A 14,502-nucleotide genomic window follows, 5' to 3' on the forward strand; every position below is an offset into this window, starting at 1 on the left:
TGGTCTCACGTTTTCGTCATTAAATCGTAACGTAAATTTTTTATTCAAATTAAGCCCGTGTCGCGATGTATCAGTTAACAAGCTAAACTTTGCAGTGATATGACCGCCTTTGTATGTGACAGTGCTGCAAATTAAACCGATAGATGCTTGATGAGACTCAACGTGGGGCTTGAACCGTATAGCAGAATCGGGTTTAACTGAATGAATTCAAATCATAAAGCGGCGAATTTTGCTCAATTTTTTCACCTAAGTGCCGATAACTTAACTATTGCAGAGAAATAAGTATAAAGAATGGACATTATTGGAATGGCGATAGGCGCGACCGGGCTGGCATTACTTTCGATGTTTGCCTGGATGTTGGTGCTCTCGTTACGCAAAAAACGCCTTGAACAAGAGCGAAAAGAGCGCGAAGCTGCCTATCGTAAAACAATAGAAAAACATCGCCAAAAAGAGCGTGAAGAGCGCCTACTTAAAGCTGAAAACGGTCATGTTCCGACGATTCTATTTTTGGCCAAAGAAGCCGAGCGTACGAATATTCGCGAAGCGCTGCATTGGTATGGCCGCGCAGCGGCGCTGGATAACATCACTGGCATGTACGGTATTGTGCGTATCAGCGACAAAATGAAAGAAGATTTAGTCCTCAAAGAACAAGCCAAGTATTGGCGCACCTGCATTGCTGCTAGCGAAGGTAATCTCGATAAAAAATTTGAAATGGGTAAGTCGCTCTATTCTGGGCGCGGTACGGAGCAAAATGTCGAAAAAGCGGTGGAAGTGATCACCGAAGCCGCCGAGCGTGGTCATGTTGAGTCGATGCTATTTTTAGGCGATTGGCACCGTTCGAAAGAGAACCCGATGCCCGAGCATAGTTTATCATTGCAGTGGTACAAACGTGCCGCAACGCTAAAAAGTAATCCAGGGCGTTTGAAATATGGGCTGAATTTCCTTCAAGGTGTCGGAACGGCAGTCGATTTTAAACGCGGTATTTACTGGGTAGAGCGAGCTGCTGAAAAAGGCCATACCGAAGCCATGTATGAAGCTGGGATAGCATGGATTGACCAAAAACCGAATGGCAATGCGATTGCTTACATTTGGTTGTTTTTGGCCGCGCAGCTTGGTCACGACAAGTCGCGCCGCAGCCGTGACCAAGTCGCGTTAACCATCGGGGTCGACACCGTAGTGGGCTTGCAGTCGTTGTCCAAACCTATGTTGCGTAAGCTGCGTGAAAATAAAATTAACAAGCATGCTTTGATTCGCGCGTTGAACAAACTTTATAAGCGTGAGATTCCGCTATATGAAGCCACGCCGCTGAGTGGTCAACCTGCGCTTGACTTAGAGAGTGAAGAGGTTTTGCCGCAGACTTTGAATGAAGAGAATGTGCAGCCAATCAGCGAAGCCGAACAGCCAAACACCAAGCAAGAGATTCCCGCTGAAGCGAAATTGGATTTCTCCAATACGTCGATGGACAAACCTAAACTACCCTAGCATCGCGCGTTTGAAAGCAAGATCGTGAAAAAATAAAAAGGCTCGTCATTTGACGAGCCTTTTTAATCGAACCGACGGTTACTTACTTCAAATGCTCTGACTTACACACCGCTGCAGTAAAGACCACGTCGGTCGAGCTGTTAAGCGCCGTTTCCGCTGAGTCTTGAATCACACCGATAATAAAGCCAACACCCACCACTTGCATGGCGACTTCGTTTGGAATACCGAATAGACCACATGCAAGAGGAATCAGCAGTAGTGAGCCACCAGCTACGCCAGATGCGCCACACGCCGATACGGCAGCAACGATGCTAAGTAATAGCGCAGTAAGAATATCAACTTCAATGCCCATGGTGTTTACCGCGGCAAGGGTCAATACCGTAATGGTGATCGCTGCGCCTGCCATGTTGATGGTTGCACCTAGAGGAATCGACACTGAGTAAGTATCTTCATCAAGATCAAGCTTTTCGCATAGGTTCATGTTAACTGGAATGTTCGCCGCACTTGAACGGGTAAAGAAGGCGGTCACACCACTTTCACGCAGACATTGGAACACCAACGGATACGGGTTTTGGCCAATTTTGATAAACACAATCAGCGGGTTGACGATAAGCGCGATAATCAGCATTGCACTTAAAAGCACTGCTAGAAGGTGGGCGTAACTCGCCAGCGCTTCGAAACCTGTGGTTGCCAGTGTTGAAGCCACTAAGCCAAAGATACCAAACGGCGCAAGGCGAATGATGAAACGCACGATTTGTGATACGCCGTGGCTTAGATCTTCAAATACCGCCTTGGTGGTATCAGAGGCATGATGTAGCGCGATACCTAGGCCGATCGCCCAAGCCAAAATACCGATGTAGTTCGCATTCATCAGCGCACTGACTGGGTTATCCACCAGTTTAAACAGCAGGGTATGTAGAACTTCACCAATGCCTTGCGGTGGTGTCGCGCCTTGCGCGCCAGATACCAAGGTAAGCTCAGTTGGGAATAGGAAGCTCAGTACAACTGCGGTGACAGCAGCGCTAAAGGTACCGATAAGATAAAGCACTACGATTGGGCGCATGTAAGTGTGTTGGTTTTTCTTTTGATTGGCAATCGAAGCCGCAACCAAAATAAACACCAAAATTGGCGCGACGGCTTTGAGGGCGCCAACAAACAAGCTACCAAGTAGACCAACGCTGAGCGCAGTATCCGGAGAATAAGTCGCGAGTAATGCACCAAGTACAATACCGGCGAGGATTTGCAAAACGAGGTTACCTCGTGCAAATCGGGCGAAAATGTTGTTGCGTTGCATAGAATTATTCCTGCAGTGAATAGTTTTTCAATTTTTAGTTATCAGAGTCAGAAATGACTAAGGACGCTAATACTATCGTGCTGAAATAATGTGTCTAGATTTTCGTGATAATTAGTATGAAAAATTATCCAGTATTTAGATATCTGACAAATTGACCAAATGGAAAGTAATTATTGAAATCTAATTTTAATGCCTTAGTTAAGATTTTTATCTTATTGATATGCAGTGTTTGGCCGATTGTAAGTCATAAAAAAGCCGTTTGCAGTTGGCAAACGGCTTCGCATTATTAAGCACAGTGAATCTGTATTAATGGCTCATATGCATGTTGGAGTCCATCTTCATCCCTGCCATGACTTTTTTAATCGGCGCACTAAAGCGGTATTTCTCACCGTTGGCAAACGTCACTTCAACATTGACGGATTGGCCTTCTTTTAGCGCGTGTTTCAAGTCAAACAGCATGATGTGATGACCGCCTGGTTTGAGCATCAAACTGCCATGAGCCGGAATGGCAAAGTCGGCGATGTGACGCATTTTCATCACGTCACCTTGCTTAATCACATCATGCAATTCGGCTTTGCCGGCTACATCAACGTTCACGGCGACAATTTTGCGCATTTCATCGCTGCTGTTTTTGATCTCGCCAAATACGGCACTGGTGGCGGCATTCGGTGGAGTGGCGCGAGCATAAGGGCTGTGAACCATGATGTCCATGTGCGCGAACGCCAATGGGCTAATAAGAAGGCTGCTAAGTAGCAAGGCTTTAAGTTTCATTGACTTATCCTTATATTTTTTGCTTATTTTTCGGTAATGGTCTTAATTGCATCGATGATCGGCGCCGGTGTGAGCGTGTGCGGCACTTTAGTGATCAATGAACCATCGGGCTTTAGAAAGTAGAAATAAGAGCTGTGATCTAAGGTGTATTTCAGCTCAGAATCTTTGAGTTCAGTTTTACGAAAGATAACACCATATTGGTGAGCTAGCGGTGTGATGACATTAAGCGGTGCAGACAAGCCTTCAATCGCTTTATGAAAGTAGTGCGCGTATTCTGCTGACAGGTCGGCACTGTCGCGTTCAGGATCAAGCGTAATAAATACCGGTCTGATTTTTTCGATGGTCGCGGCGTCGAGTTGGTTTAAAGCGCCCGCCAGCATGGCGAGTTCGGTTGGGCAAACATCCGGGCAGTGAGTGAAACCAAAATAGACAATGCGCACGCGCGGGTCGGTTTCATCAAACAGTTTCACTGGCTGGTTATCTTTGCCAAACAAGGTGACAGACTCATCTTCTTTGCTGGTATCAACCTGTGCTTTATCTTTTGGTGCGTCAGTGTTTGGTTGAGTATCGAGATAGCTGTAAACGCCAAAGCCGAGTACGAAGGCGACGACCAAGATCAGAGACCAATTTTTACTCATCTTTCCATCCTAATTGCAGTCTTTACTGAGAGTGAACCATCGCTTAATTCACCAATCCAAGTCATTTCCCTGTTGGTGCAAACCGGGAGAGTAATCTTGCCGGTAAACTCTTGGTTGGCTGCGCGGTTCAATACAAACTTCACTGTTCCCATCTCCATCTCAAGTCCCTGCAGCGTTAACGTTAATTGTTGAGCTGAGTGTTGCGGCCAAGTGACTTGAAGTTGGGTAGGCACAAGCGGATGTACCCTAGCGGAATTTGCTTGAATGGTCACGTTTTGTTGTGTGCAAGCAGTATTTGATATTTGGCAATAGGCGCTTAAATCAATGGCATTTTGCGTTTGCCTAAGCTGTGAAAACCACTCAGCCGCAATAACGCCAAGTATCAGGGCAATAACAATGGAGCTTGTTTTGAAAAGGAGTGACATAGCTTTATCGCGCGGTAATTTAACTCGCGGCATTGTAGCATGACAGGTTTTGCGGTTAGGGCTGAGGCTTACAAAAATGAGCGCTAAGACAAATTGTAAATAAATGCTTAGTGAAGGTTCAAAACAGCAAAACGCCGGTCAATTCCGGCGCTTTGGCAAGCCATTATTGTTGATTAACAAAGCGTTTGAAGCGCGCTTTAGTATCGGCATCGGCTTTTTCATACCAGAAATGCAGCATCTCTTCGGCATCTTTAGCTGCGATTGGGGCGTTGGTCGCGGTCGTTGGTGTCACTGAACTGCTTGGCGCGGCAAATGCGGCAACGCCACCAGCTGCGTTATATTGCTGAGCTTCAGCGGCATAGTCGCGACCCACTTGTAAGCCATTTTTGATCAACTTATCTTGAGTCACACCGATTTCAAGGCCGGTTTGATCCACCAATTTCCAACTTAAATTGGCGATGTTTTGCTGTGCTTGCTGTTGGTTTTGATATTCAGGCAATACAAACTCGAGGTCGCTATCGGTGGCAGAAAACTTGGCAATGATGGCATTGCTGGGTACTACGATGCGTTCGTCACCTTGGTTGAAGTAGGCTTTATAACGGAACACAATTTGGTTTTCGCCGTCAGGCAAGGTTAAAGTTTTCGATGACGAAAATAGCCCGCCATCCAATTGAGGTTTTGCTTCGTTGGCGGCCAAGAGGTCGATTGAGTCTGGAACTTGAAGAGTGACAGCAGCTAGGCTCGAAAAGCTTAGTCCGCCAAGAAGTGCGCCAAGTACCATTTTTTTGATGTGCATCGCCTATTTCCTAGTAATAAATGAACTCGGCTCAAGAGTGCCTAGCTTAAATGGGCATTTCAACTGCCCAAAGTGAGAAGTTTGAAAAATAACGCTCAGCGGTTTACCCAAGCTTCGGGCGTGAGCCTATCGATCTTTCGCCTCTCAATACTAGTGGTTTATTCTTTTCGCGAATCAACATCCTTGTTGCGCAGAGTTGATAAGCACGGATGCTAGCATTGAATCGCTAAGTTATCCGGTTTAATTGATCGCGATAAAAGAGGTGTTTGGTGATTAACTTATTGATTACATAAACCATAAATTCGAGTTGTTCGACATTGTTTTGTCAATTTTGGCGAATTTTGACTGCATATCGAGTCTGCGATGTAACGGTGCGTACATCGGCATTATTTCTATTGAGTGACTCGAAAAAAGCTTTAATTTTTCGTGTTTAAAAAAAAGTCTCTTAAATACTAAGCAGCAAGTTCTTTCGTCATATCAAAGAGCTGTTTTCAGTAAAACCGATAAAGGAATGAGAGATAACAATATGAATCGTATGACTTTATGTGCTGCAAGTATCGCATTGGCGATAAGCGGTACAGCGCTGGCAGCACCCAGCGCACCGACCATTGACGTATCGGGTTCAAGCAATCTGATGTTTTCCAAAATTGAGTTAGCGATGGAAACCACCGCTGGCTACACCAGCATGGTGACTTATCACGACCAAGCGCCGATTGATATTATCTTCAATCAATGGAGCGGCGAAACCGGCGACACGTATAAGGTGTATTTGAATGGTGAGCAAGTAGCGACTGGCGCGATTTCTGGTGCGACGACGACGGCGAGTTTCACCTATCCCAATGGTGGTAAGTTTGATCTGGTGATCGAAGCGTGTGATGCGACGTCTTGTACTGCCAGCGCCAGCACCGAAATGGTGATCGCCGATACTGACGGTTCCCATTTAGATCCGCTGCCAATGAATATCGATGCTAATAATGGTAGCTACTCGACACCGGCGGATACTGTGGTTGGCGCCTATTTTGTTGAGTGGGGCATTTATGGCCGTGACTATACCGTTGATAATATTCCAGCCGATAATCTGACCCATATTTTGTACGGCTTCATTCCGATTTGTGGTCCAAACGAGTCGGTGCAGTCGGTTGGTGGTACCAGCTATTCAGCGCTGCAAACGGCCTGTCAAGGTGTGTCGGATTACGAGGTAGTGATCCATGACCCTTGGGCGGCGTTTCAAAAAAGTTTTCCCCAAGCTGGGCACGAATACGCGACGCCAATCAAGGGTAACTATGCGATGTTGATGGCGCTCAAGCAGCGTAATCCGGATCTGAAAATCATTCCGTCAGTGGGCGGCTGGACGCTGTCTGACCCGTTTTTTGACTTCACGACCAAAGCCAATCGTGACACGTTTGTCGCGTCGATGAAGCGCTTTTTACAGACTTGGAAATTTTATGACGGGGTCGATATCGACTGGGAATTTCCCGGTGGTGGCGGTGCAGCGACCGACCTCGGTGACCCGGTCAATGATGGCCCAGCATACGTTGCTTTAATGCGTGAACTACGCGCGATGCTTGATGAACTTGAAGCTGAAACTGGCCGCGTTTATGAGTTGACCTCGGCAATCGGTGTCGGCCACGACAAAATTGAAGATGTCGATTATGGTGAAGCGGTGCAATACATGGATTACATCTTCGCCATGACTTACGACTTTTACGGTGGCTGGAATAATGTGCTTGGCCATCAAACAGCGCTGTATTGCGGATCATTTATGCTGCCAGGTCAATGTGATGGTAGCGGCGTGGATGCCGACGGCGAACCGTTTAGTGGCCCAGCGTATACTGCCGATAACGGCATTCAATTACTGCTTGCTCAAGGCGTTCCGGCGAATAAGTTGGTACTTGGCGCTGCGATGTACGGGCGTGGCTGGGAAGGCGTCATGCAGGAATCGCTCAGTGATGCGAGCGATCCTATGACTGGCGTTGGTAATGGCAAATTAACCGGGACTTCAGCACAAGGTGTGTGGGAAGCTGGCGTTATTGACTACAAAGGTATTAAGGCCAATATGCTGGGGGACAATAATACCGGCATCAACGGTTTCGAATATGGTTACGATGCACTTGCCGAAGCGCCTTGGGTATGGAATCCAACCTCAGGTCAGTTGATCACCTTTGATGATAGTCGTTCAATCAAGGCCAAAGGCGCGTATGTGCGTTCACTTGGCCTTGCGGGGTTGTTTGCTTGGGAAATCGATGCCGATAATGGCGATATTCTCAATGCGATGCATGAAGGATTAGACAGCCAGCCGCCATCAAATTACGCACCAATAGCGCAAGCGGGTAGCGCGCAAAACGTCACCGCACCAGTTACCGTAACCCTAGATGCCAGCGCATCCAGCGACAGTGATGGTCAAATCGTTAGCTATGCTTGGGCGCAAACGTCAGGCAGTGCGGTCACATTGAGCGCGCCAGACAGCGTTCAAACTAGCTTTAGCCTTGATGACGTCAGTGAAGTGGAAACCTTAACCTTTACTTTGACCGTCACGGATGATGACGGCGCAAGTGCCAGCGATTCGGTCACAGTGACAGTCAATCCGGTTGGCTCTGAGCCTGAAAATAGTGCGCCAGTGGCAACGCTCACCAATGTAAGCTCGGCAAGCGCTGGGGATACAGTTGTCATCGATGCTTCAGGTTCATCGGATGCTGACGGCGATAGTTTAAGCTTTAGCTGGACAGTCCCCGCGGATATCGAAGTCAGTATCGAAGGTGCAACGCTAAGTTTTACTGCGCCGCAATATAGCCAAGATACGACGTTGACATTCACCGTTGAAGTCAGCGATGGGGTTGACAGCGCGAGTGCCACAACCACAGTGACGATCGCAGGTGAATCAAGCACTGGTGAGCTGTGTAGTAATCTTTGGGATGCAACGCTTGCCTACCCAACTGCGGGCACACAAGTCTCTTGGGCTGGGATTGTTTGGCAGAATAAATGGTATGCCAACCCAGGCGAGAATCCACTCGATTCTGGTGAATGGGGAGTGTGGGAGGAGGTTGCGACCGCAGAGTGTGCGACGCAATAACACCGATCAAAACATTTCATAACTCAGCGAGTATTTACTAAGTCAGACCCCGCCAGTTGGCGGGGTCTTTGTGTTTTTAACCTTGGTTGAGGGTTATCTCTTTGCGATTAATGACTTGCCGTTTGAATATTGTTATGGTGTTATACATAAATATAACACTAGTATGGCAGTGAGGCAGCGTGCAAGATTGGAGCGATGATCAGCCCATTTTTCGCCAATTGGCACAGCGGGTAAGCAAGCAGATTTTACAAGGCACATGGCCTGAAGGTAGCGCGCTACCTTCGGTTCGTAGTGTCTCAGCCGATCTCAAAATCAACCATCTTACTGTGCTAAAAGCGTATCAGCTGTTGGTCGATGATGGTCTGGTTGAAAAACGCCGCGGCCAAGGCATGTATGTGTGTGTTGGCGCGCAAGCGCAATTGCTCGCCGAGCAAAAACAGCAATTTATTGAAACACAGATTCCTGATATTGCCGCTACGCTGCGCCAAGTGCAGATGTCAATGGACGAATTTATCTCAAGACTTAGTCAACATATTGAAGGTGACGAATGAAGCCTGTAGTTCGTGTTCAACATGTCTCGAAACAGTATTCGGGACATCAAGCGGGCCAAGCCCATGCGCTGACCGATGTCAGTTTTGAACTTGGTGGTGGCCAAGTGCTGGGGTTGCTTGGCCATAATGGCGCCGGAAAATCGACCTTAATCAAAAGCCTGCTTGGCGCTCAAGCTTATCAAGGTCAAATCGAAATCAATGGTTGTGAGCCGCTTTCACAACGTGCCAAATTGATGGAAAACCTCGCCTGCATTTCTGATGTTAACGTGTTACCTGATTGGATGAGCGTTGAACAGCTGATTGACTACATCGCTGGCGTGCACCCCAAATTTCAGCCTTTGGTGGCACAGCAATTATTGGCACAAACCGATGTGACGCTTGGACGCAAGATCGGCGCTTTGTCTAAAGGGATGAAAGTGCAGCTGCATTTGGCGATTGTAGTTGCCACCGACGTGAATGTGTTGATCCTTGATGAGCCAACGTTAGGGTTGGATCTGGTTTATCGTGATACTTTTTATCGCCATTTGATCGAATGGTTGCAAGATGGCGAGCGTACGTTACTTATTGCCAGTCATGAGGTGGCCGAGATCGAACACTTGCTTACCGATGTATTGATCCTTAAACACGGTCAAGTGGTGTGGCAAAGCCCGATTGATGAAATTCAAAACGCATTCTTTATTCTCGATGCCAGCGATGAGCATCGCCAAGTACTGGATCAATGTCAGCCGCTAATGGTGCAACCAGGACTGGGCAGCAGTAAATGGCTATTGCCACGCGCCTGTTATGACCAAGTTTCAAGCCTTGGCCAAGTGATGAATGTCGGTCTGACCGAGCTATTTCTGGCGTTGCAAAAGGGAGTGCAATCATGAATCGTTATGTTGCGATGCTGAAAAAAGAGTGGATCGAATATCGTTACATTATGCGTATTCCTTTGTGGATTGGGCTATGTAGCTTGGCGCTGCTGGTGGCGTTATTTATGAATACCGCGCTGCAGGAAAATCTGTTGTTTGAAATGCGTTTTGGCGGCGATTTGACCAACTCTCATCTCAATTTTTCCAGTGGTATCAATACTCTGATTACTGGCGGGGCTGGGCTTTTGTCGATTCTGCTCTCAACCATGTACTTCCCCAAAACGCTGCGTAAACCGCGCCAAGAAGGCAGTTTGATGTTCTGGCGCAGCATGCCGGTTAGCGACGTCGAAACCCATATCATCAAGTTGGTTTTTGGTTTAGCCGTCATTCCTATGGTGTGCGCACTGCTGGTACTCGGCGCTGATATTTTGTTGTGGTTGCTGAATATGACATCCGGGCAGAAACTCACTTTGGCGCTTGAGCAAGCTTCGCTCTGTTACAGCTTGATTCACTGGCTGGGATTTTTGCTTCGAATGATCTGGGCCGGGCTGTTGTTAGTGCCGTTGGCTTTGGTCGCATTGGCGTTATCACAACGTATGAACTCGCCAATTTTGGTGATGTTTGTTGCTGTATATGCGCTGAAATGGGGGGCGATGGGGCTGTTTAATTACTACGGTGTCAGCGATTTCTTTTCGGCGGTGTTTGCGATCCCGATGAATGTGTTGCTTGAGGCGAATCCATTGAGCGTGTTTGCTTCTATGTCATGGCTTAGCTGGTTAATTTATATTGCGATTGGCGCAGGCGCAGCAATAGTTAGCCTGCATTACAGCAAAACATTAGAGTAGCGCGATTTACTCAAACTAGAGTCAATCAACAAAAAGGCGATGAGGATTCATCGCCTTTTCTTCTTGGAGCAGGGAGCGAGAAGTTAGTTAGCCGTTCTTTGGTGGATCAAACGCTGTTAATGTTAGCTCTGGACCGGTGTATTTTTCGATTTTAACCAGCGCTGAGTTAGCCGCGCAGCCATTGGCAAGCCTTGAGGTTGGAATGTCTAATGTCAGCACATTCGCGCCGCCGTTTTTACATATCCCTGTCGCTGGATCTAAATCAGGCCAGCCACCTTCGTGAATACACACCGAGCCTGGTTTAATGCGTTCGGTAATCAAAGCGCCAACCAAGACTTGGCCGCGTCCATTAAAGGCGCGCACCAAGTCACCATCGGCAATTCCGCGCGGTTTGGCATCTTGTGGATGGATCCAAATCGGTTCGCGATTGGCTATCGCATACCCGTCGCGAAGTTCGGCATAGTTAAATTGACTGTGCAGTCGGTCAGCGGCGTGAGCGGTCATCAGCTGCAATTCGTCTTGTTTGGCGCTGCCGGTGTATTCGGTTGGTTCAAGCCAAGTTGGGTGAGCAGGGCAGTCTGGCAACTCAAATCCAGCGATGGTTTTTGAGGTAATTTCAATCTTACCACTTGGCGTGCCAAGTGGGTTGACCACTGGGTCTTGGCGAAAATCGGCATAACGCACAAAGCCCGCCGCCTTGTCGTTATACTTCATTTCAATCAGCTGATTGTTAGCCCAAAATGTGTCAAAGTTTGGCATCGCAACACGTGCCGCGCGGCCACTTTTTTGCGCTGCAACGTAAAAGCCATAAAGCCACTCCATTTCGGTTTTCCCTTCGGTGTAAACGTCGTGCCCGCCGGGTTTTAGAAGCTCTGCCATATCCGCGAATACGTCAAAGTCGTTGCGCGCTTCACCTTGTGGCTCAACCACTTGTTTCATCGGCACCAAATGCTGATTACTGTAGTCGCCAGTCATGGTCAGGTCGTTGCGCTCAAAGGAGGTGGTGATGGGTAAAACCACATCGGCGTGTTTCGCTGCCGCGGTCCAATATGGCTCAGAAATCACCACTAATTCCGGTTTCTGCCAGGCTTTAATCAAGCGATTGGTGTCTTGGTGATGGGTGAAGTTTGCACCGCCTGCCCACCAGATCATTTTGATGTCAGGGAAGGTTAAGGTATGGCCATTGTGTGAATATTCGACGCCGGGATTTTCGAGTGCTTCGACGATACGCGCCACCGGAAAACTTTGTACCGCGCCGGAAATTGCCCAGTCGTTACCTGCCGATGAACCACCGCCAGGCGAAGCTGATATTGCTGGTAGTACGCCAGCATCACGAGTTGGGTTGCCGCCGTTTGAATAGTGATATGAGAAGCCAAAACCGCCGCCAGGCAAGCCGATTTGACCAAGCATGGCTGCGAGTGTTACCAGCATCCAATGGCGCTGCTCACCGTATTGCTGACGCTGCATGCCCCAACCCGCCATGAGCATGGTGCGATTTTCAGCGAAAATATCGGCGAGCAGATGCATCTGTTTGGCAGGTAAACCGCAGATGGTTGAAGCCCAATCCGCGCTCTTCTCAATGCCATCTTGTTTACCGAGCAAGTAGTCTTCAAAGGTTTGATAACCTTCGGTGTATTTTTGCAAGAACTCGATATTGTGTTTGTTGTTTTTGACTAAGGTATGGGCGATGCCGAGCATCATGGCCACATCGGTCATCGGGTGCGGCGCTACCCAAGTGGTATTATCACCGAAAAACTCTGCTGTTTCCGAGCGAATCGGGTCGATGATGATAACGGTTTTGCCTGATTTTTTAAGTTGGTGGAAAAACTCCAGCCCAGCGCAGTCAGTAGATGTCCAAGCGATTTTAAGGGTGTTGACCGGGTTAAGCCCCCAAAGCACCACCACATCACTGCTTTCTAAAATCACCGGGTAAGTAGTTTGCTGCTCATAGACTTCAATTGAGCCCACCACGTGCGGCATGATGATTTGTGCTGCCCCCGTTGAGTAGTCACCTAAATGGCCGGAATAGCCACCCGCCATACTCATATAACGTTGCAGCAAGGTTTGGGCTTTGTGCAGAATGCCACTTGAACGCCAGCCGTAAGAGCCTGCGAAAACCGACGCTGGTCCATATTGTTTGCGAATACGCATATGTTGCTCGTGGATAAGCTTATACGCCTCAGGCCAAGACACTCTTACAAATTCGTCACTGCCGCGAGTGCCTTGTGGCTGCTCTGGATTAGCGAGATAGCCTTTACGCACCATAGGGTATTTCACCCTTGCTTTAGTATAAACTTGGTCCGGGCCCGTCAGCTGTAAGCTATTAGGCATGGTTTGCGCGAGAGCATTTTTAGTCGCGACCAATTTACCATCTTTAACTTCACACAGTATTGGCCCCATTCGGCCAGCGGTTAGCACGCCAGAACCGCGTTCGTTGCTCGTTGCGGCCAACGGTGCAAACGAACTAAAAGCGACCGCACCAGCAGTGATACCACTGGTTTTTAGAAATCCGCGACGTGAAATATCAGTCATAGTCATAACCTTCTTAACTCCTTAGTGACTAACCACATCTTTGGCGTGGTGCTGGAAGAACTTGGTCAAAATTTCTAGGTTGGCATCCGAAATATCGGTACGACCACCCATACTTTTAGCCACTGGACCCCAAGCGTTCACGGTGAAATGCTCAGATGGAATTTTGGCGTGACAGGTTGAGCAGTAAACGTTGTCGAGCTCTTTGGCGTAATTCCAAATTGGCTCAAGTGTATCAAGCACTGGCTGATCGATACTGGCGTTTAAGCTCACCGCACGCCACTCGTTACCGTAACTGTCGGCTTCAAAATCATCGCCTTGAAGAGCTTGTTGGCCTTGCTCTGTAAGGGTTGCAACAATTGCGCGCTGACCTTTGCCCATATACAGCACTTGCTCAGCGCCTTTCATTTGGAAGGCATTGAGCGTGACTTGGCGTTTATCGCCGTCGTGGGAGGTCACACTCAGCTCAGTAGTTGGATTAACGCTGCCAAGTTCGCCCATGGCAATAGTGCTGATCGGATAAACCGTTTTAGCATCGGCTTTGGTACGTTTGGTAAAAGCAACCAGCGTGTCGTAGGCTTTGCTATCGAGTTCTGCTTCTGGCGCAAAATGCGCAACCCCTTTGTGACAGTCGATACAGGTTTGGTTGTTTTCTTTGCCGTAGGCGTGCATTTTGGCGGCATCTCGAGACTGAGCGTAGGTTTCCATCGCGTCACTGGTGTGACAAGAGCGGCAGGTGGCAGAATCGTTATCTTTCATCTGCTGCCAAACCATCTCCGCAAGCTCCTTACGATGCGCCTGATATTTTTCTGGCGTATCGATTTTGCCCGTCACAAACTCGTGATACACATCTTTAGAAGCACGGATTTTGGTGACTAAGTAGCTGACAGGATCTGAGGGAATGTGGCAGTCGGAACACTCGGCGCGAATCCCCTTAGCGTTACTGAAATGCACCGAACCTTGGTACTCTTCAAACGGGGTTTGCATGGTATGACAGGAGACACAAAACTCAGTGCTTGACGTGTAGTGCATCACTGCTGCAGTGCCGCCGAGTGTGAGCCAGCCGATACCAATACCGGCAGCCGCGATTAAGGCGATATAACGTTTTTTGATTGACATAGCTCAGAATCTTTTTGTTATGGGACGATGTCCGGGACTTCATTACCACTTTAGTGGTGATCTTGAGCTCTGTGGGCGTTACGCCTGTGTTTTGTATGCCTTTTCAACTATTGAGACAGGAGAGGCGGATT

The 14,502-nt window shown here is 48.2% G+C and carries 12 protein-coding genes; 5 read left to right on the forward strand and 7 right to left on the reverse strand.

What is annotated here, in order from left to right:
* Positions 1-291 precede the first annotated feature (291 nt).
* Entirely contained in the window at positions 292-1,482 is a 1,191-nt protein-coding gene (locus BLS03_RS04225; protein ID WP_093270142.1) for a tetratricopeptide repeat protein, read from the forward strand.
* A gap of 82 nt (positions 1,483-1,564) precedes the next feature.
* Here the strand turns inward: BLS03_RS04225 and sstT are convergent, their stop codons facing one another.
* The 5 genes from sstT to BLS03_RS04250 all read right to left on the reverse strand — a co-directional run bounded on the left by sstT (position 1,565) and on the right by BLS03_RS04250 (position 5,406).
* Positions 1,565-2,776, reverse strand: a complete 1,212-nt coding sequence (gene sstT / locus BLS03_RS04230; protein WP_093270147.1) for a serine/threonine transporter SstT — start codon at positions 2,774-2,776, stop codon at positions 1,565-1,567.
* 306 nt (positions 2,777-3,082) lie between these two features.
* On the reverse strand, positions 3,083-3,547 hold the full coding sequence (locus tag BLS03_RS04235; protein ID WP_093270150.1) for a copper chaperone PCu(A)C: 465 nt from the start codon (positions 3,545-3,547) through the stop codon (positions 3,083-3,085).
* A 23-nt stretch (positions 3,548-3,570) separates the two neighbouring features.
* Positions 3,571-4,185, reverse strand: a complete 615-nt coding sequence (locus tag BLS03_RS04240; RefSeq protein ID WP_093270153.1) for an SCO family protein — start codon at positions 4,183-4,185, stop codon at positions 3,571-3,573.
* Entirely contained in the window at positions 4,182-4,610 is a 429-nt protein-coding gene (locus BLS03_RS04245; RefSeq protein ID WP_093270158.1) for a hypothetical protein, read from the reverse strand. The genes BLS03_RS04240 and BLS03_RS04245 overlap by 4 nt, the downstream gene beginning before the upstream one ends.
* A gap of 163 nt (positions 4,611-4,773) precedes the next feature.
* Positions 4,774-5,406 (reverse strand): DUF2057 family protein, encoded by a 633-nt coding sequence (locus BLS03_RS04250; RefSeq protein ID WP_093270161.1) that lies wholly within the window; start codon positions 5,404-5,406, stop codon positions 4,774-4,776.
* A gap of 526 nt (positions 5,407-5,932) precedes the next feature.
* Between BLS03_RS04250 and BLS03_RS04255 the strand changes: the two genes are divergently transcribed.
* The 4 genes from BLS03_RS04255 (at position 5,933) to BLS03_RS04270 (ending at position 10,723) form a co-directional block, all read left to right on the forward strand.
* The gene (locus tag BLS03_RS04255) at positions 5,933-8,476 is read left to right on the forward strand and encodes a glycosyl hydrolase family 18 protein (RefSeq protein ID WP_093270164.1); all 2,544 of its coding nucleotides are present in this window, start codon (positions 5,933-5,935) and stop codon (positions 8,474-8,476) included.
* A 179-nt stretch (positions 8,477-8,655) separates the two neighbouring features.
* Complete coding sequence (locus BLS03_RS04260; protein WP_093270167.1) at positions 8,656-9,027, forward strand: GntR family transcriptional regulator; 372 nt, start codon at positions 8,656-8,658, stop codon at positions 9,025-9,027.
* Entirely contained in the window at positions 9,024-9,896 is an 873-nt protein-coding gene (locus tag BLS03_RS04265; protein ID WP_093270170.1) for an ATP-binding cassette domain-containing protein, read from the forward strand. The genes BLS03_RS04260 and BLS03_RS04265 overlap by 4 nt, the downstream gene beginning before the upstream one ends.
* Complete coding sequence (locus BLS03_RS04270) at positions 9,893-10,723, forward strand: hypothetical protein (protein WP_093270173.1); 831 nt, start codon at positions 9,893-9,895, stop codon at positions 10,721-10,723. Before BLS03_RS04265 ends, BLS03_RS04270 begins: the two co-directional genes overlap by 4 nt.
* Positions 10,724-10,810: 87 nt before the next feature.
* Here the strand turns inward: BLS03_RS04270 and BLS03_RS04275 are convergent, their stop codons facing one another.
* Positions 10,811-13,255: a molybdopterin guanine dinucleotide-containing S/N-oxide reductase gene (locus BLS03_RS04275; RefSeq protein ID WP_093270319.1), complete on the reverse strand. Its 2,445-nt coding sequence runs from the start codon at positions 13,253-13,255 to the stop codon at positions 10,811-10,813.
* 21 nt (positions 13,256-13,276) lie between these two features.
* Positions 13,277-14,371: a NapC/NirT family cytochrome c gene (locus BLS03_RS04280; RefSeq protein ID WP_093270176.1), complete on the reverse strand. Its 1,095-nt coding sequence runs from the start codon at positions 14,369-14,371 to the stop codon at positions 13,277-13,279.
* Between the last annotated feature and the right edge of the window lie 131 nt (positions 14,372-14,502).

Source organism: Vibrio xiamenensis, assembly GCF_900100015.1.
Lineage (GTDB): Bacteria > Pseudomonadota > Gammaproteobacteria > Enterobacterales > Vibrionaceae > Vibrio > Vibrio xiamenensis.